Below are 17,732 nucleotides of genomic sequence, written 5' to 3'. Positions count from 1 at the left end.
GGCTGAGCATATTAAATACAACTGGTTATATCCAGACAAATATAATCTTTATCAAGTTTATTTCACCTGATAACTGGAACTTTTAGGTCTTGTTATTGGGATTGTTTTTTCTTGGTGCAGACTCTAAAAGTGAACAAACTTTACAATTAGAGAAGAGATATTGAAGTCTATTTAAATCTCCCGAGGTTAGCAGTGTTTACTTAATCTTTTAGTATTTCTTTTTAGCTACACCGCTAAGCTAGAAAACATGCCAATTTTTATGTGGTATTATGTAACTCCTTATTTTTAAGGTAAATTATTTAAAAACGAATAACCATATATAATATTCCGCTTTGCTTTATATAACTCAATATCGATTCAGTCGTTTCTAAGAAGGAAGTGGCTGAGAAACTTAATTACATTATAATAGTATGTAATCTTTAGAGGTTTCTCCTCATAGTAAAAATTATGAGAGACAAAACTCAGCACGTAAAACTAAAATAGTAACATTCAATATAGAATTGTTAAAATTCATGATTGAACGTCTAAAAATCCACTAAAAACATAGGGTTAAATAAAAAATAATTCGTTTATTTGCACGCGAGTTCATAAGCTTAACTTGTGTTATCATGAAAGGTGGAGGGAATAGATCCGTTGAAACCTTGGCAACCCTTTGAAAATCAAAGAAGGTGCTACATTCTACTGTGAAGAACAGAGAGATAACGAAAAGAAAAATACTTTTCTCTTTTCCTGATAACACAACTTTAAAAAATCAGGAATGTCAAATATTTTTAAAGAAATACAAAAAAGAATTTTAGTGTTGGATGGTGCTATGGGAACCATGTTACAACGCTATAAATTTACGGAAAAAGATTTTCGTGGCGAACGTTTTAAAGACTATGCAACACCTTTAAAAGGAAACAACGATTTGTTATCAATAACACAACCAGAAGCGGTAAAAGAAGTACATAAAAAATACTTTGCCGCTGGTGCAGATATCGTTGAAACAAATACCTTTTCAGGTACTACTATTGCCATGGCTGATTACCAGATGGAAGATTTGGTATATGAACTAAATTATGAATCGGCGAGACTTGCAAAAGAAGCAGCGGATGAGTTTACAGCAAAAGAACCGCACAAACCAAGATTTGTGGCAGGATCAATTGGCCCGACCAATAGAACGGCAAGTATGTCTCCTGATGTAAACGATCCAGGGTATAGAGCCGTAACTTTTGATGAACTTCGTATAGCGTATAAACAACAAGCCGAAGCCTTGTTAGATGGAGGTTCTGATCTTTTATTAGTAGAAACTGTTTTTGATACCTTAAATGCAAAAGCAGCCTTGTTTGCTATTGAAGAAATTAAAGAGGAAAGAAAAATTGAAATTCCCGTGATGGTTTCAGGAACTATAACTGATGCTTCTGGACGAACGTTGTCTGGGCAAACAGCAGAAGCATTCTTAATTTCTATTTCGCATATTCCACTATTATCTGTTGGATTTAACTGCGCTTTAGGAGCCAATCTTTTACAACCACACTTAGAGGCAATTGCTCCGAGAACTGAGTTTGCAATTTCAGCACATCCAAATGCTGGTTTGCCAAATGCTTTTGGTGAGTATGATGAAACACCAAATGAAACTGCCGAACAAATTGAAGAATACTTAAAAAAGAATTTAATCAATATTATAGGAGGGTGTTGTGGAACAACACCTGAACATATACAGGCAATCACCAACGTTGCCGCCAAATATAAACCAAGAAAACTACCTACAAATGAAAAAAATGATTAGTGGAGTATGCATTATACTTCTAGCAATGTCTTGCCAAAAAGGCAATACCGAAACAGTCGTAACTACTAAAGCGAAAACTCAAGACGAAAAAACGTTAAAAATTGAAGGATCTTGGAAGTTAGTTTATGGAGAAATTAAAGAGAAAGATTCTGTTCAAGTAAAAGACTTGTCTAAAACTGATTTCGTAAAAATCATAAACAAAAGTCACTTTGCCTTTTTTAATCAGAACAAAGAAAGTTCTGAAGGGTTTTATGGTGGGGGAGGAAGCTATACCTTAAAAGGAGATGCTTATGTTGAAAAACTTGAGTACATCGGAATGGAATCTATTAGAAATCACGAATTCCCTTTTAAAGTAAAAGTAGTTGGCGATACCTTAATCCAATTTGGAAAAGAAGAGGTGAAAGATGCTGGTATCAATAGAGATATCATTGAAAAATATATTAGAATAAAATAAATTGTACTGTTGTTAGCTTCGGTTAACAACAGTATTATACCGTTTCATAATGAGTAAAGCAGAAAGTAAATACATGCGTTTATCAGGATTAGAACCTTTAATAATAACTCCTGAAAGCAATTTTATTAATGTTGGAGAAAGAACTAATGTTGCTGGTTCTCGTAAGTTTCTCAGGCTTGTAAAGGAAGAGAAGTTTGATGAGGCATTGGCAATAGCAAGGCATCAAGTAGATGGAGGCGCTCAAATTATTGACATAAATATGGACGATGGTTTGATTGATGGTAAACAAGCTATGGTTCGTTTTTTAAACCTAATTGCTTCGGAACCTGATATTTCAAGGGTGCCTATTATGATTGATAGTTCCAAATGGGAAATCATTGAAGCGGGATTACAAGTAGTTCAGGGTAAATCGGTAGTGAATTCTATTTCTTTAAAAGAAGGAAAAGAAAAGTTTATTTGGGAAGCAACGCAAATAAAAAGATATGGAGCCGCAGTTATTGTAATGGCATTTGATGAGGTTGGACAAGCGGATACCTATGAACGAAGAATTGAAATAGCTGAAAGATCGTATCGAGTTTTGGTTGACGAAGTAAACTTCGCACCAGAAGATATTATTTTCGACTTAAATATTTTCCCTGTGGCTACAGGAATGGATGAGCATAGAAAAAATGCTATCGATTTTATTGAAGCAACACGCTGGGTGCGTGAAAATCTACCTCATGCAAGTGTAAGTGGCGGGGTAAGTAATGTTTCTTTTTCTTTTAGAGGAAACAACACTGTGCGAGAAGCAATGCATTCTGTATTTCTATATTATGCGATTAAAGCAGGAATGAATATGGGAATTGTAAACCCTTCTATGCTTGAGGTGTATGATGATATTCCTAAAGATTTATTAGCACATATAGAAGATGTTATTCTCGATAGAAGAGAAGATGCTACAGAACGTTTGCTTGATTTTGCTGAAACAGTAAAAGGAAAGAAAAAGGAAGATGATGGCAAGGCTTTAGAATGGCGAAATAAACCGCTACAAGATCGAATAACACATGCATTGGTAAAGGGTATTGACACTTTTATTGTGGAAGATGCTGAAGAAGCACGTTTAAGTGTTGATAAGCCAATTGAAGTGATTGAAGGACATTTAATGTCTGGAATGAATGTTGTCGGTGATCTTTTTGGAGAAGGAAAAATGTTTTTACCACAAGTGGTGAAGTCGGCACGGGTAATGAAAAAGGCTGTGGCCTATTTAAATCCGTTTATTGAAGCTGAAAAAGGTGAAGAACAGCAAGCTTTAGGAAAAATATTAATGGCTACCGTTAAAGGTGATGTTCACGATATAGGTAAAAACATAGTAAGTGTTGTTTTAGGATGTAACAATTATGAAATAGTAGATTTAGGGGTAATGGTACCGCCTGAAAAAATTATTGAAACGGCTAAAAAAGAAAATGTTGATGCCATAGGCTTAAGTGGATTAATCACTCCGTCTTTAGACGAAATGGTGTATTTAGCGAAGGAAATGGAACGTCAAAATTTTGAAATTCCTCTATTAATTGGAGGTGCAACAACTTCAAAAGCACATACAGCGGTTAAAATAGATACACAGTATAAAAACGCGGTAGTTCACGTAAATGACGCTTCTAGAGCTGTTACCGTTGTTGGAGATTTATTAAACCAAAACACGAGAAACGAATACGTAGCAAAGCTTAAAAATGATTATGAACAGTTTAGAGATAAGTTCTTAAAAAGAGGAAAAGAGAAGCATTATATTCCTATTGAAGAAGCACGTAAGCGTAAATTTAAAATAGATTGGGAGTCAATTAATATTCCAAAGCCAAAAGAACTAGGGGTTCAAAAATTAGAACAAATAAGCTTAAAAGATTTACTACCATTTTTTGATTGGAGTCCGTTTTTCCGTTCTTGGGATTTACATGGAAAGTATCCAAATATTTTAGAAGACAAGGTAGTTGGTGAACAAGCAACTAGTTTGTATGAAGATGCACAAAAAATGTTGCAAGAAATTATTCAAAAACAATCCTTAAAGGCGAAAGCAGTTTTTGGTGTATTTGAAGCAAATACAATTAATGATGATGATATTTCTATTAAAAAGAAAGGAAATGAGGTAGGGATATTTAGAACCTTACGTCAACAATTAAAGAAACGAGAAGGAAAGCCAAGTTTTGCACTAGCTGATTTTATAGCGCCTAAAGAATCTGGAAAACAAGATTATATGGGGGCTTTTTGTACAGCTATATTTGGTGCAGACGAATTGGCGAAAGTTTATAAAGATAATCATGATGATTATAATGCAATTATGGCACAAGCAATCGCAGATCGTTTTGCGGAAGCTTTTGCTGAATACCTGCATCATCGTGTTAGAACAATTCATTGGGGCTATGCTTCAAACGAAAATTTAACCAATGCCGAGTTAATTAAAGAAGGTTATAAAGGGATTCGTCCAGCACCTGGATATCCTGCTTGTCCAGATCATTTAGAAAAAGAAACTATTTGGGATCTGTTACAGGTTGAAGAGAATATAGGAGTTACGTTGACCGAAAGTTTGGCTATGTGGCCTGCTGCTGCCGTATCAGGATATTATTTTGCAAATGAAGAAGCAATGTATTTTGGTTTGGGTAAAATTACCGATGATCAAGTGAGAGATTTTGCTTCTCGTAAAGGGATTTCTTTAGAAAAGGCAAGGAAATGGTTACATCCAACGATAGCAGATAATTAAGATTATGGAGAAAAATGAATTTATTGAACTGACATTAGGAAGTCATAATATAGTTCATGGATACGATAAAGATAATAAAGAAATTATTGAAAGTGTTCATGTAGAAGGATTTTCGAAAAAACTCGTTGCAAAATCAAGAATAAAATCCGTAAGTGAAAAGTTTATTTTAACGGATTATGCTGAAGGAAGATGGATTTATTGGGAGTATCAAGAAGACTTTGAAACAATTAAAAACAAACTACTAAAAGAATAACTCTTTATATAGAGAGACTTATGAAGGTAACAGAACACTTAAAAAACGCAAAAGGGAAAACCTTATTTTCATTTGAGATAGTTCCTCCGCAAAAAGGACAGAATATCCAGGAGCTTTATAACAATATTGATCCATTAATGGAGTTTAATCCTCCATTTATTGATGTAACAACTTCTAGAGAAGAGTATATATACCTTCCAAAAGAAAAAGGGTTGTTAGAGAAGAAGGTAACTCGAATGCGTCCAGGGACTGTTGGTATATGCGCTTCGCTAAAGTATAAGTATAATGTTGATGCAATACCACATGTATTATGTGGCGGATTTACCAAAGAAGAAACGGAATATGTATTAGTTGATTGTCATTATTTAGGACTTGATAATGTTATGGCACTTCGTGGAGATGCACGAAAAGATCAACAGTATTTCAAGGCTTCTGATGGAGGAAATAATTATGCATCTGATTTGGTAAAGCAGATTAGTGACTTAAACAAAGGAAAGTATCTACACGAAATTATTGAAACACCATATAAAGCAAATTTTTGTATTGGTGTAGCAGGATATCCTGAAAAACATTTTGAATCGCCGAGCTTAGCAACAGATTTGAAACGCTTAAAAGAAAAAGTAGATGCTGGAGCTGACTACGTTGTAACGCAAATGTTTTTTGACAATAAAAGATATTTTGAATTTGTGAAAAAAGCTAGAGAGATTGGAATTGATGTACCAATTATACCGGGAATTAAACCATTAGCAGTTCAAAGACATTTACAAATATTACCACAGATTTTTAGATTAGATTTACCAGAGGAATTGGTAGAGGCTGTTGAGGGCTGTAAGAATAATAAAGAAGTAAGGCAGGTAGGAATAGAATGGGCTATCCAACAAAGCAAAGAACTTGTTGAAGGTGGTGTTCCTGTATTACATTATTATTCAATGGGTAAATCAAGTAATATAAAAGCTATAGCTAAAGAGTTGTTTTAACCTGAAAATAGTAATAGAGAATTTAGTTTCGATAAACTAAGATTATAAAGTTTATTTCTAGTATAAATATATTGGAAACCTTCTAATGAGTATTCGTTAGAAGGTTTTTTTATGCGGTAAAACTTGATGTTTTTTAGATATGAATATATGACACCCTTTTTGTTCTTTAAAATAGCATGTTGTGGTATTAATTCCTTTTTTCAAATTGAAAGTAAAAACAATACAGTCTATGTATTTATAATAAAGTATAAGGAGTGTTTTCTTGAAAATAGTTGAAAAGAATAATGCTTTATAAAAAAAGGAAAGCTATCAAAAACATAGGGAAATTTAATGAGGGAAAATCGTTTTGATAGCTTACAATTGATTAATTATTAAGGGGAAATAATGTTCAATTACACTACAAATGTATCGGTTTTTTTCAGTTGTATAGGTAATGTAGTGTTTTTGCAGTGAGATATGTTGTATTTGAAATTAGACATATGATGTCTTATTTTAGACAATTTAGGGCTAAAATGAGATGAAAAATGAGATAAACTATTTTTTAAAGAATTTTCAGTTATTGGTTACCACAACAAAAACAAGGTGTTTAAAATTCAGGGAATAGAATTTAAGTGAAGCGGTGTTACTTGAAGATTTAATGTTTTTCAAATTAGAAATAACACGTATCTCTAGGTCAATAATAAAATCTACTTTTTAATAAACGAACATTATAGAAAGATAGTATGTACATTTCTATACAGAACGAATGCTCCAGTAAACGTTGGGGTGGTGTGAATTGAAAAGGCTAGTTAAATTTTTTGAAATAAAAAAGCTACCAAAACGTGGGGGGAACTTTCAAGGGGATGAAAATCTTGTTGTTTTGATAGCTTAGTAGTAGCTATTTAATTTAAGGGGAATATCTCTTAATTACACTGCAAATATATATACGATTGCTCGCTGAAATTGTAGTGTAGTGCGTTTGCTGTGGATTGGTGTTTGTTTAAAATGGACAATCGTGATTTTTAATTTTGGATGCTTTTTTTCCCAAAAAAAAAACGAGAAACTTTATAAAGTTTCTCGTTTTTTGAATAATGACGTAAAAACGATGTATATAAAAATAAACCTATTTTACATCAAATGGTTAGAACTTCAATTGGATGTTCATATATGATAGGTATGTGTTTCAGTATTTTTACAAATTATCCTTATTCTGAATATTTTATTCTTGTTTAATAAATTGAAGAGCAATCGCTAATTTAATTGTATCGCTAACAACGATATTACCCGCTTCCGTTACCGCACTCCAGTTTAAATTGAAGTCTTTTCTATTAATTATACCCGTTACTTCAAATCCAGATTTTGTTTGTCCGTGCGGGTCCATTGCCACCCCATTAAAGTCTACATTTAACGTAACTTCTTTCGTTATATCTCGGATAGTTAAATTTCCAGTTAAAGAGTTGCCATCAAAAGATTTAGATACAAAGGTTAAATCAGGGTAAGTCTGGCTATTGAAAAAATCGTCCGACTTTAAATGCCCATCGCGATCACTGTTTTTAGTGTTTATTGAATCCGTTTTTGCCGTAAAGCTGAAATTTGCGTCAATAAAGTTTTCATTTTCTGTTTCTACAGAGGCATTAAAATCCTCAAAATGTCCTGTAACCGTTGAAATCATCATGTGCCTTACTTTAAAGCCGATTTCTGAATGAGTAGTGTCAATATTCCAAATTGTTTTTACTGCTGTTTCCATAATTAAATTGTTGTTTATAGTAGTATTATTTATGATTAAAGAGTCATAGGGACTTCCATTAGTAGTATTTCAGTGCTACTGTCAGCATGAATGTCTAAGCTATCAACACCCCATACACCGAAGCCGTCTCTTTTATTTAAGTTTTGATGGTTAATAGTAGCATCGCCTTTCAAGATAAAGGCATAAACACCATTTTTATCTGGATTTTTCAATGCATAATTTACAGTGTTTCCTTGCTCTAAATTGGTAATATGAAACCATGCATTCTGATGAATCCATACACCAGCGTCTTCTGGAGTAGGAGAAAGAATTTGTTGTAATTTGTTTTCTCTATCTATAGTATTTAATGTAATCTGATCATATCTGGGAGTAACTCCTTTCTTATTAGGGAGAACCCAAATTTGTAAGAACTTTACTTCGGAGTTACTATTCTTGTTATATTCTGAATGAGTAATTCCCGATCCCGCACTCAATACTTGAATGTCACCTGATTTTATTACAGCAGTATTTCCCATACTGTCCTTATGTTCTAAGTCGCCTTCTAGAGGTATTGAGATAATCTCCATGTCTCTATGTGGATGGGTGCCAAATCCCATGCTTGGAGCAACAATATCATCATTTAAAACCCGCAAGGTTCCGAAGTGCATTCTCTCAGGGTTGTGGTAGTTTGCGAAACTGAATGTGTGTTTAGATTGTAGCCATCCGTGATTTGCTTGACCTCTTGTTACTGCCTTGTGAAGCACTGTATTCATGGTTTTATATTCTTTATTAGGTAAATGATTAAATCCTATAGGTGTATTCTTCTGAGAATTGTTTTTTTCTTTATTGTTTGCCATCGTTCCTACACCTAAAAGAGAAAATGCGCCTCCAACAATGGTTTTCTTAATAAACTCTTTTCGTTTCATAATTGTTTTGTTTGTTGTTATGTAGGCGAATACTATGCCGTTAATGTATTTTACTGTTGGTCAGTCGTTTGCTGTTTGTTGTGTGCTTTATTTTTTCCTTAAAATCATCTTTTTCTTTTATTTGAGAAAATATTAGGGTATTTTTCAAATATGAAATTTAATTAAAATAGTAGAATGGAATCACCTTTATTAAGAGAATGGCTTGTTGAGAATTTGCCATACGAGGTAATGTGGATGGATGAAGAGGGTAAAATTGTATATGTAAATAAGAAGTTTTGCGACCGTTTAGGTTATAGCAAATCTGAAGTTACAGGGCTTAGTATTTTTGATATAAATACTACCGCGACTAAAGATAGTTGGAAAAAGCATTTTCAGGTTTTAGTTGAAAAAGGAGAGCATAATTTTAGAGCGACCCATAAAACAAAGAAGGGAAGTTTTTATGAAACTGAAGTTTTTGTGCAGTTTTTCTCAAATAACAGAAAAAATATTATTTGTGCGATTGTAAATGAAATTACCAGTTCTAGTTTTTATAGAAGCTTAGTAAAAAACACTCAAGATATTGCCAATATTGGTGGGTGGAAATTAAATCTTCAAGATGGAAGTATTATAGTGACTTCAGGAGCACTTAAAATTTTTAATACGGATAAAAAGGAAGATTTATTACCAGGAGAAGTCATTGGTTTCTTTAAAGAATCAGATAGAATAAAAAGCTATTTAAAAGACGCTATTCAGACAGGAAAGCCTTTTGATGTCATTCTTGAAACAGATGAGGAACAATCACGTTTTATAAGAGTTATTGTAAATCCTATAATAAAAGGAAAGAAAGTATTTAAAATCCATGGTGTTTATCAAGATGTAACCGAACAGCAAGAGCGAGAAAATGTATTGAGTCTGTATAAAGAAGTTATTAATAACGCCGAGGATATTATTTATGTCTATGACAAAGAAGGGAAACTAGTTCATTTCAGTGAGTCTGCAATATATTCTTTGGGGTACTCTCGTGCGAAGCTAGAAACTAGTTCTGTTTTTGATTTAGATCCAGCCGTATCTCCTGAATGGTGGAAAGAACATTTTGAGAAAATTATCGAAAAAGGAAGTTTACGTTTTGAATGGTTACTGGTAAGAAAAGACGGAACGAAATTTCCTGTTGATATAACTGCTAACCATTTAGTGCATAATAATAAAGATTTTAATTGCGCGATTGTACGTGATGTTTCAGAGAGAAAACTCCGTGATTTAAAGTTGTATGAAGCTTTAGAAGAGATAAAAACATTGAAAGAGCGTTTTCAAGAAGAAAATGAGTATCTGCAAGAAGAAATTAATAGTAAAATTAACTTCGATACTATTATTTGTAAAAGTGATGCTTATAGAAAAGTTTTAGAACAAGTGAATCAGGTGGCTCCAACAGATACCACTGTTTTAATTACAGGAGAGTCTGGTACAGGAAAAGAACTTCTGGCAAGTGCTGTTCATAATAATAGTTTCCGAAAAGATAGAGCTTTGATTAAGATCAATTGTGCAACATTACCTAAAGAATTAATTGAGAGTGAACTATTCGGGCATAAAAAAGGAGCGTTTACTGGAGCTATAACTGATAAAGTGGGGAAATTTTCGTTGGCCGATGGAGGGACTATTTTTTTGGATGAAATAGGGGAGATGCCTGTAGATTTACAACCCAAGCTTTTGAGAGTTTTGCAAGAAGGGGAGTTTGACGAGCTTGGCGGTTCTAAAACTATAAAGGTAAATGTTCGGATAATAGCGGCTACCAATAGAAATTTAGAAGAGATGATTTTAGAAGGAGGTTTTAGAGAAGATTTATATTATAGGTTAAATGTATTCCCTATTCATAATATTCCTTTAAGAGCTAGGAAAGAGGACGTTCCTCTATTGGCAAAATACTTTTTAGAAAAGTTTACGGCAAAGGCAGGAAAAGCTTTTAAACGACTCTCTAAAAGGACCATTGAGGCTTTAATGAGTTATAGTTTTCCAGGGAATATTAGGGAGTTGGAAAACTTAATTGAAAGGGCGGTTATTATTGAAAATGGAACTACTTTAAATCCCGGAAGCTGGCTACCAAAAGAAAAAGGGATTTCTCTAACTTCCGATTTTAAATCTTTTGAAGATGTACAGAAGGATTATATCGTTGAGGTATTGAATTATACAAACTGGCGTGTTAGCGGAGTAAAGGGAGCGGCTGCTATTTTAAATATGAATGCCAAAACCTTGTTTGCTAAAATGAAGCGATTAGGAATAGAAAAACAAATCAGTTTGAAAAGGAGTTAATTAAAAGAGTGAAATGCAGGAATAATTTAAGAAAACGACTTGTTCCTAGCTGATTCGTTTTTTGGATTTTTTAAAGAATACCTATTTATAGGGAGTTTGAAATCAGATGTATTGTCATAATATGTGGGTAATTAACCAATAATTTTTTTATTATGAAAATAAATGATTTATACAATTTAAAAGATGAGTTACATGCAAAAATAGAAGAAGCATTTAATAAGCTCGAAAGTCATATTCCGAAGGAAAAAGGAGTAGATGCCGATTTAACAAAGCTTGCTGAAAAAGTATGGGATCAGTTCAATGATGGAATTGGTGAAGTGTCAAAGGTAGCAGGTGAGGCGTATGCAACATATGTTGATCAGAATAATTAATGTAAAAAGACCTGAGTACAACCTCAGGTCTTTTTTTTGAATTAATACAGGTAAATATGACAAATGTATTTCTTTTTATAGCGGGAGATAATAATTTGGACATGGAGAGTGAGGAAGAGTTAAAAGGAATTCTGAGCTTAGAAGTAGAGAGTAGTTACAGAGTTTTTATTGAGATTGATCGTTATAAAACCTATGTGTCTCATGAAAAAATGAAAAGGAAGTCTAAACGATATGTGGTTGATTCTAATGGGGTTAAGAAGTTTTTTGTTGAAGAAAAAAATACAGGAGATTATAGGACGTTAAGGAGTTTTATTAAATGGGGAAATAGTAGGTGTCCTGAGGAGAGTAATTACTTGATATTATGGGGGCATGGTTATGGATGGGAAGGCTGTGCGCATGATTATTCTCAGAATGATTTACTGGAATTAGATGAGTTAAAGAAGGCATTAGAAATAAGAAGCAATAAGGGTTTTGAATTGGTGGGATTTGATATGTGTCAAATGGCAACAATAGAAGTTTCTTATGCTGTTAGAAATTTTACTGACTTCATGATCGCTTCACAAAACATAGAACCACCCGAAGGGTGGGATTATAATAGTTTGTTTAAACAACATGATAGTCCTCTTAATTTTTCAAAACAAATATTAGATGGGTATTTAGACCAATGCAGGTTGAAAAAAATCAAGGATTTTACATTGTCAATAGCACATTTGAAAAACATAAATAAGTTTATGGATTTATTTAATAACTGGTGCTTGATGGTTTTGACTAACGAAATGCTACGTAATTATTTTATAAAGCTTAGAGCCGAGTTGATAGATTTTAAGTATCATAATTATGTCGACTTAAAGTATTTCATACAGAAAATGTCAAATAAAGAGAATGACTCGTTTAGGATTGCAAGTATGGACTTAGTTTCATTTTTAGACGGGGTGTTGTTAAAGACTATAAGTGGAAATGTGTATAAGCATGCTACGGGTCTGTCAATCTACTTTCCCTTAGATGAAATTCCGCAAACTACTTTCGTGAAATACGGTAAAACTGAATTTGGAAAGGACGCTGAAAATTGGGTTGGCTTACTAAACGAATATCAAAAACAATTTAAATTAAAGAGGCTGTGATGTAATGGTGATCACCAATGGATAACTCTTTACGGCTTGCATCTAAAGTATGGTTAGTGTTTTGAATAAGGTGTGATTAAATTTTTACTATGGTAGTTTATTTTAGAGATTGATAATAGAAAATAATCATGAGGTATATATTAGAGATCATGTAAGAAAGAGCAAAATAAAAAAAAACTTAATAAGAGAATGCAGATTGAAAAATATTGAGAAAAAAATGGATCAAAACTAATAGTTGTGTTAAAGCAAAAATTTGTGTTAATCGAAAAAGAAAGAATTCAAAAAAATCATTAAAACAATCCCGTTTTTAAATGAAAAACTCCTAACAATTTGTTAGGAGTTTTTTGGCTGTGACCTCGGCAGGATTCAAACCTGCAACCTCTTGAGCCGTAATCAAGTGCACTATTCAGTTATGCTACGAGGCCATTGATTTGCGGGTGCAAATATATAACTTTATTTTAGTTTTATAAAATTATTTTCCGATTTCTTTTGTGAAATTTTCAATAATATTTTTAGCTCCTTCTAAATCAGTGTTTAAGATGTGTAGCTCAACAGAATCGCCTGTAGTTCCAAAACCAGCAAGTCGTGCAGATTCCTTTTCATCTTTAATAATAAACCGACTATCGTTCTCTTTTAATAACGAAGCTAATCGGTTAATTAAAATACCAGACCCGGTATATACTCTAATATATTCTTCCATATTTTTTATTTTTATTTTAATGAATTCATAGTAACAAAAGCTCTCCACCCAATAATGGCTAATTGGAATTTTGAAGCTTTTGATATATCCAATTGCCTTTTTGTAAAAGAAGGCAAAATAGTTTTATTAACCTTAGCTAATAATTGAAACAATGCGGTTTTCATTATGTAGTTGATTTCTATCAAAAATAATGAAAATTACTTTAATCTGCATTATGTATTAATAGCTAGGAATGAGTATTGAAAGTACAATAAAATTTGTTATTTCCTTTTGTTTTTGGTAGTAAAGTTATGTTAATGAAATCAATATTTGTTGTTTTAGGTTTTGAAATAGTTTTTACATAGGTTAGATTTTCGAATATATAATAAGTGTTAAGAATTGACAGAGTGCTTTTTGCACTCTGTCTGTTGATTTTTATTTTTTCTTTTCCATCATTTTCTTAGCCAATTCAGCACCAATTAATGATTCTAGCAAATTCCCACTGTTTCCGTTTTTACCTCCTTCTATATAAGTTGAAGGAAGTCTCAAATCTTTTAATTCTTTAGCAACTCCCACTGCGGTTTTATATTCCCACTCAGCACGTTCCTGAGGGGTTAATCCAGCACTAACCAATTTTGCATTTTCATAGTATTGAGCATCGGCAGCAACTTTTTTACTTTTTGCCTTGAATTGTTCAACTTCATATTGTTTCTTTTCCTTAGTTAAGTTAAATTCAGCTACTTTGGCTTCCGTTTCAGCAGCAATGGTTTGTTGTATTTGTGCTTTTTCTAACCTAGCTCTTTCTTTTGCTTTTTCAGCTTCACCTTTTGCTTTTTCTTTCTGTGCTCTGTAAAATTCTCTTTCAGCTTGTTGTTTTTCTAATTGTGTTTGTGCTACTTCTTCTTTTTGCAATTGTAATCTGTTGTCGAAAGTTTCTTCCCAGTCAATTTCAGTTACTACAGCTTGCACAACAGTAAGGCCATATGATTTAAGTGAGTTTCCATTTACTCTAACAGGCTGTCCTTCTCTATATTTTATCCTAAATCTTTTCTGACGTGATTCTTTATTAGGCACCGTTCTCACAACGGTACTGTCACCAATAACTTCAGGTTTTTCATTATTTGAAAACTCTTCAAGTACATACATACCATTTTCTAATTGGTCTTGAAAGTATCTGTCGAAGTCAGCCGCCTGCCCAGAAATATAATCCTGTGCAGCCATGAGTTTACAGGTGTTCTTTATTGATTGATCAATATTTGGGATAATACGAGAACGTATCAAGTTCTTTTCAGTTTTATTTCTATCAGCAACAGATAAAAATTGATCTTCATCTGAAATATTAATGCTGATAACAATAGAGGTAGCAATTTTCCCTTTTACTGCGTCGTTAAACTCCCATTGCCTAGCCTTATCAACATAGGCATATCTACTTTGGTCGCCCAAATTTCCTTTTGAATTAGGAATTACATATTTGATAGGCATTTCAAATTGAATAGGAATCAAACGTCCCCACATTTTAGTATTTATCCCTTGTCTGAATACTGCTTTTTGATCTCCCCAAGGATATTGAACGGCGTAGGCTGTTCCTGGTTCGGCATAGAAAAACATGCCAGTAGTAATACTTAAAAATACGCCTAAGGTTGTTATTTTAATACTCCGTGCTGTTGTAAACCAGTTGAGGTATTTATTGTTTTTTATGATTGAATTCATTAGCAGAGTAATGATACCAACAACAATTAGTAGAATTCCAAAAAATGTTAACATAGTATAATTTTTTATAGTTGATTAATAAAATAAAAGCAAGAATGTCATAGAATTCATTATAATTACAAGTAGTTTTAGTGTAATAGTGATCATTAGTTTAATAGTGTTTTTGTTAATAAAATTGTGTCAATTCCGGGATTGTTTTTTGAAGATATGAGAAAGCAAATTGTCCGTCCAAATGAAAATGAAGTTATTTTTCAAATTGAATTTATAATCGTAGTTAAAAAAGTGTTTTTTGTTTTAATATGTAGTTTTGTTCTCTTGTTTTTTGTTTTAAATTTTAATTGTATTTGTTGTTTTGTATTTGTAATGTAAAGTAAGTAAAGGGGGTGTTTTGTCTTTTTTTTAAAAGCAAAGGGGAAAACGTTATTTTTTGGTTGAAAAAAAGAATTTAGATTTTCAGTCACTTTAAAAAGTAGTATTTAAAAGTGGTAGAATGAAGTTCCGTTTCGACCTTCGTAAACTCGTTAAAAATCCTATCTTCGCAAAAAAAGTAATCCATGAGCATTTTATACATCATTATAGGTTTAACATTATTGGTTTTTGGAGGAAACTGGTTGTTAAAAGCAGCTGTAGGCTTATCATTAAAGTTGAACATACCAAAAATTGTTATTGGTATGACAGTGGTGTCTTTTGCGACCTCTGCTCCGGAATTAATAGTAAGTATAAAATCGGCACTTAATGGAGCTACTGGTTTAGCTGTAGGAAATGTTATTGGATCTAATATTGCGAATTTAGCGTTGGTGCTAGCGATAACCGTAATTCTATCTCCAATAGATGTGGAAAAAAGTTTCTATAAGACGGATTGGCCAGTAATGATGATCGCTTCTGTGATGTTGTACTTTTTTATAGCGAACGATAGTACTATTCAAACTTATGAAGGAGCTATTTTATTTGCTTCATTAATTGCATTTCTAATTTACTTATTGCGTTTCCAAAAGCTGGCAGTGGTAGATGAGGTACCTGAGGATGATGAAGAGATGCCACTATTTAAAATAGCTATGTTCTTAGCAATTGGAGGTTTCGGTTTATGGGCAGGTTCTGAACTTTTAATAGATGGATCGGTTACCTTAGCGAAAAATTTAGGAGTGAGTGATGCTGTAATCGGAGTAACTATAGTTTCTGTAGGTACCAGTGTTCCAGAATTAGCGGCTTCTATAATTGCAGTTATCAATAAGGAAAAAGCAATATCATTAGGAAATTTGATTGGTTCAAATGTGTTCAATATTTTGGCGGTATTAGGTATTACATCATTAATTACCCCAATAGAAGTGAAAGAGGATGCCGCAAGTTTAATTAGTCATGATATTTTTTGGATGTTAGGAATTTCATTTGTGATACTACCTTTAGTTTTTATTCCAAAAGGAAGAAGGTTAGGTTGGAGAGATGGAGTACTATTGTTAATGGCTTATATAACTTTTGTATATATAACATTATCGTAAATAAAGGAAATAAAAAAACCGCCATTGGCGGTTTTTTCGTTTTGTAGCTGTTACTTATGCTTCGACTTCAATTTTAGCACTTTTAACAGTGTCAATAATTCTTCCAGCTACTTTATAAGGATCAGCATTTGAAGCTGGTCTTCTATCTTCTAACCATCCTTTCCATCCTTGCTCTACAGTAATGATTGGAATACGAATTGAGGCACCACGGTCAGAAATACCAAAACTGAAATCGTGTATTGATGCAGTTTCGTGTAAACCTGTTAAACGTTGATCGTTATATTGGCCATAAACTTCAATGTGTTCTTTTGTTACCGGGCGGAAAGCTTCACAAACTTTTTCATAAATAGCTTGACTTCCACAAGTTCTTAATACAGTATTAGAGAAGTTTGCGTGCATACCAGAACCATTCCAGTCTCCTTTTACTGGTTTTGGGTGATATTCAATGTAGAATCCATATTTTTCAGTTAATCGGTCAAGTAAATATCTGGCAATCCAAATTTCATCACCAGCTTTTTTAGCTCCTTTAGCGAATAATTGAAATTCCCATTGACCAGAAGCAACCTCTTGATTAATTCCTTCGAAATTTAATCCAGCAGCAATACATAAATCAGCATGCTCTTCAACAAAATCTCTACCATGAGTATTTCTACCACCAACTGAACAGTAGTACATACCTTGAGGTCCAGGATATCCACCAACAGGGAAACCTAATGGAAGTTGTGTGTGAGTGTCCATAATAAAGTACTCTTGCTCAAATCCAAACCAGAAATCATTATCATCATCATCAATACCGGCACGACCATTGGTTTTATGGGCAGTACCATCTGCGTTTAAAACTTCTGTCATTACTAAGAAACCATTTTCACGAGCTGGATCTGGATAAATCGCAACAGGCTTCAATAAACAATCTGAATCTCCTCCTTCTGCTTGTTTAGTTGAAGAACCATCAAAAGACCAAACAGGGCATTCTTCTAATTTACCATTAAAGTCTTCTACAACTTTGGTTTTACTTCTCATGTTTTGAGTTGGATAGTAACCATCTAACCATATGTACTCTAATTTTGATCTACTCATTGATTTCACTTTTTTACTATAAAATATTGTTGTTGTGTTATTTACTACAAAAGTGAGTATTTTTTCTATTACCCCCAAATTTTAAGGGGGTGTTTTTACTAAAACGTTTTATTTTTGAGATGACCCTTGTTTTTTTAGGGGTGTAATTTGATATTTCTTATTTTTGAGGTGTAAAAATTAAGAT

Annotated in this window: 15 protein-coding genes, 1 tRNA gene and 1 riboswitch; of the genes, 9 read left to right on the top strand and 7 right to left on the bottom strand. The window is 33.0% G+C overall.

Going from position 1 to position 17,732, the window contains the following annotated elements; genetic code table 11:
- Window positions 1-600 precede the first annotated feature (600 nt).
- A riboswitch (SAM riboswitch) is annotated at window positions 601-705 on the top strand.
- Window positions 706-757: 52 nt separating this feature from the next.
- From BLW23_RS20050 to metF, 5 genes are read left to right on the top strand one after another with little or no spacing between them, the layout of a single operon-like run.
- The gene (locus tag BLW23_RS20050) at window positions 758-1,768 is read left to right on the top strand and encodes a homocysteine S-methyltransferase family protein (RefSeq protein WP_093673282.1); all 1,011 of its coding nucleotides are present in this window, start codon (window positions 758-760) and stop codon (window positions 1,766-1,768) included.
- Window positions 1,752-2,222 (top strand): hypothetical protein, encoded by a 471-nt coding sequence (locus BLW23_RS20045; RefSeq protein ID WP_093673280.1) that lies wholly within the window; start codon window positions 1,752-1,754, stop codon window positions 2,220-2,222. The genes BLW23_RS20050 and BLW23_RS20045 overlap by 17 nt, the downstream gene beginning before the upstream one ends.
- Window positions 2,223-2,271: 49 nt before the next feature.
- Window positions 2,272-4,950, top strand: coding sequence for a methionine synthase (gene metH, locus BLW23_RS20040; RefSeq protein WP_093673278.1), 2,679 nt, complete (start codon window positions 2,272-2,274; stop codon window positions 4,948-4,950).
- Window positions 4,951-4,954: 4 nt separating this feature from the next.
- Window positions 4,955-5,203: a hypothetical protein gene (locus BLW23_RS20035; RefSeq protein WP_093673276.1), complete on the top strand. Its 249-nt coding sequence runs from the start codon at window positions 4,955-4,957 to the stop codon at window positions 5,201-5,203.
- Between the two features lie 20 nt (window positions 5,204-5,223).
- Window positions 5,224-6,180: a methylenetetrahydrofolate reductase [NAD(P)H] gene (gene metF / locus BLW23_RS20030; protein ID WP_093673274.1), complete on the top strand. Its 957-nt coding sequence runs from the start codon at window positions 5,224-5,226 to the stop codon at window positions 6,178-6,180.
- Window positions 6,181-7,378: 1,198 nt separating this feature from the next.
- Here the strand turns inward: metF and BLW23_RS20025 are convergent.
- Window positions 7,379-7,906 (bottom strand): YceI family protein, encoded by a 528-nt coding sequence (locus BLW23_RS20025; protein WP_093673272.1) that lies wholly within the window; start codon window positions 7,904-7,906, stop codon window positions 7,379-7,381.
- A gap of 35 nt (window positions 7,907-7,941) precedes the next feature.
- The gene (locus BLW23_RS20020) at window positions 7,942-8,658 is read right to left on the bottom strand and encodes a pirin family protein (RefSeq protein ID WP_218134073.1); all 717 of its coding nucleotides are present in this window, start codon (window positions 8,656-8,658) and stop codon (window positions 7,942-7,944) included.
- 327 nt (window positions 8,659-8,985) lie between these two features.
- On the opposite strand from BLW23_RS20020, the gene BLW23_RS20015 reads away from it, so the two are divergent.
- The 3 genes from BLW23_RS20015 (at window position 8,986) to BLW23_RS20005 (ending at window position 12,586) form a co-directional block, all read left to right on the top strand.
- On the top strand, window positions 8,986-11,094 hold the full coding sequence (locus tag BLW23_RS20015; RefSeq protein WP_093673268.1) for a sigma 54-interacting transcriptional regulator: 2,109 nt from the start codon (window positions 8,986-8,988) through the stop codon (window positions 11,092-11,094).
- 152 nt (window positions 11,095-11,246) lie between these two features.
- A complete protein-coding gene (locus BLW23_RS20010) occupies window positions 11,247-11,465 on the top strand; it encodes a hypothetical protein (protein WP_093673266.1) in 219 nt (72 codons plus the stop codon).
- 56 nt (window positions 11,466-11,521) lie between these two features.
- A complete protein-coding gene (locus tag BLW23_RS20005) occupies window positions 11,522-12,586 on the top strand; it encodes a clostripain-related cysteine peptidase (RefSeq protein WP_093673264.1) in 1,065 nt (354 codons plus the stop codon).
- 351 nt (window positions 12,587-12,937) lie between these two features.
- On the opposite strand, the gene BLW23_RS20000 is transcribed toward BLW23_RS20005, so the two are convergent.
- From BLW23_RS20000 to BLW23_RS19985, 4 genes are all read right to left on the bottom strand, one after another.
- Window positions 12,938-13,011: transfer RNA gene (locus BLW23_RS20000), tRNA-Arg, on the bottom strand.
- Window positions 13,012-13,058: 47 nt separating this feature from the next.
- Window positions 13,059-13,286: a putative signal transducing protein gene (locus BLW23_RS19995; protein WP_093673262.1), complete on the bottom strand. Its 228-nt coding sequence runs from the start codon at window positions 13,284-13,286 to the stop codon at window positions 13,059-13,061.
- An 11-nt stretch (window positions 13,287-13,297) separates the two neighbouring features.
- Window positions 13,298-13,450 carry an SsrA-binding protein gene (locus tag BLW23_RS19990; protein WP_093673260.1) on the bottom strand — a complete coding sequence of 51 codons (153 nt, stop codon included), beginning with the start codon at window positions 13,448-13,450 and terminating at the stop codon, window positions 13,298-13,300.
- A 250-nt stretch (window positions 13,451-13,700) separates the two neighbouring features.
- Window positions 13,701-15,029: a cell envelope integrity TolA family protein gene (locus tag BLW23_RS19985; RefSeq protein ID WP_093673258.1), complete on the bottom strand. Its 1,329-nt coding sequence runs from the start codon at window positions 15,027-15,029 to the stop codon at window positions 13,701-13,703.
- A 500-nt stretch (window positions 15,030-15,529) separates the two neighbouring features.
- On the opposite strand from BLW23_RS19985, the gene BLW23_RS19975 reads away from it, so the two are divergent.
- Window positions 15,530-16,471 (top strand): calcium/sodium antiporter, encoded by a 942-nt coding sequence (locus BLW23_RS19975; protein WP_093673254.1) that lies wholly within the window; start codon window positions 15,530-15,532, stop codon window positions 16,469-16,471.
- Window positions 16,472-16,525: 54 nt separating this feature from the next.
- Here the strand turns inward: BLW23_RS19975 and BLW23_RS19970 are convergent, their stop codons facing one another.
- Window positions 16,526-17,548, bottom strand: a complete 1,023-nt coding sequence (locus BLW23_RS19970) for a glutamine synthetase beta-grasp domain-containing protein (protein WP_093673252.1) — start codon at window positions 17,546-17,548, stop codon at window positions 16,526-16,528.
- Between the last annotated feature and the right edge of the window lie 184 nt (window positions 17,549-17,732).

This window comes from Tenacibaculum sp. MAR_2009_124 (genome assembly GCF_900105455.1).
Classification (GTDB): Bacteria; Bacteroidota; Bacteroidia; order Flavobacteriales; family Flavobacteriaceae; genus Polaribacter.
The sequence above is the reverse complement of the archived record's forward strand: the minus strand, read 5'-3'. Positions and strand labels throughout refer to the sequence as shown.

What these genes read in the sequence shown, in the direction of transcription:
- BLW23_RS20050 (WP_093673282.1), top strand. Translation starts at nt 758, where the DNA reads ATGTCAAATATTTTTAAAGAAATACAAAAAAGAATTTTAGTGTTGGAT.
- BLW23_RS20045 (WP_093673280.1), top strand. Translation starts at nt 1,752, where the DNA reads ATGAAAAAAATGATTAGTGGAGTATGCATTATACTTCTAGCAATGTCT.
- metH (WP_093673278.1), top strand. Translation starts at nt 2,272, where the DNA reads ATGAGTAAAGCAGAAAGTAAATACATGCGTTTATCAGGATTAGAACCT.
- BLW23_RS20035 (WP_093673276.1), top strand. Translation starts at nt 4,955, where the DNA reads ATGGAGAAAAATGAATTTATTGAACTGACATTAGGAAGTCATAATATA.
- metF (WP_093673274.1), top strand. Translation starts at nt 5,224, where the DNA reads ATGAAGGTAACAGAACACTTAAAAAACGCAAAAGGGAAAACCTTATTT.
- BLW23_RS20025 (WP_093673272.1), bottom strand. Translation starts at nt 7,906, where the DNA reads ATGGAAACAGCAGTAAAAACAATTTGGAATATTGACACTACTCATTCA.
- BLW23_RS20020 (WP_218134073.1), bottom strand. Translation starts at nt 8,658, where the DNA reads ATGAATACAGTGCTTCACAAGGCAGTAACAAGAGGTCAAGCAAATCAC.
- BLW23_RS20015 (WP_093673268.1), top strand. Translation starts at nt 8,986, where the DNA reads ATGGAATCACCTTTATTAAGAGAATGGCTTGTTGAGAATTTGCCATAC.
- BLW23_RS20010 (WP_093673266.1), top strand. Translation starts at nt 11,247, where the DNA reads ATGAAAATAAATGATTTATACAATTTAAAAGATGAGTTACATGCAAAA.
- BLW23_RS20005 (WP_093673264.1), top strand. Translation starts at nt 11,522, where the DNA reads ATGACAAATGTATTTCTTTTTATAGCGGGAGATAATAATTTGGACATG.
- BLW23_RS19995 (WP_093673262.1), bottom strand. Translation starts at nt 13,286, where the DNA reads ATGGAAGAATATATTAGAGTATATACCGGGTCTGGTATTTTAATTAAC.
- BLW23_RS19990 (WP_093673260.1), bottom strand. Translation starts at nt 13,450, where the DNA reads ATGAAAACCGCATTGTTTCAATTATTAGCTAAGGTTAATAAAACTATT.
- BLW23_RS19985 (WP_093673258.1), bottom strand. Translation starts at nt 15,029, where the DNA reads ATGTTAACATTTTTTGGAATTCTACTAATTGTTGTTGGTATCATTACT.
- BLW23_RS19975 (WP_093673254.1), top strand. Translation starts at nt 15,530, where the DNA reads ATGAGCATTTTATACATCATTATAGGTTTAACATTATTGGTTTTTGGA.
- BLW23_RS19970 (WP_093673252.1), bottom strand. Translation starts at nt 17,548, where the DNA reads ATGAGTAGATCAAAATTAGAGTACATATGGTTAGATGGTTACTATCCA.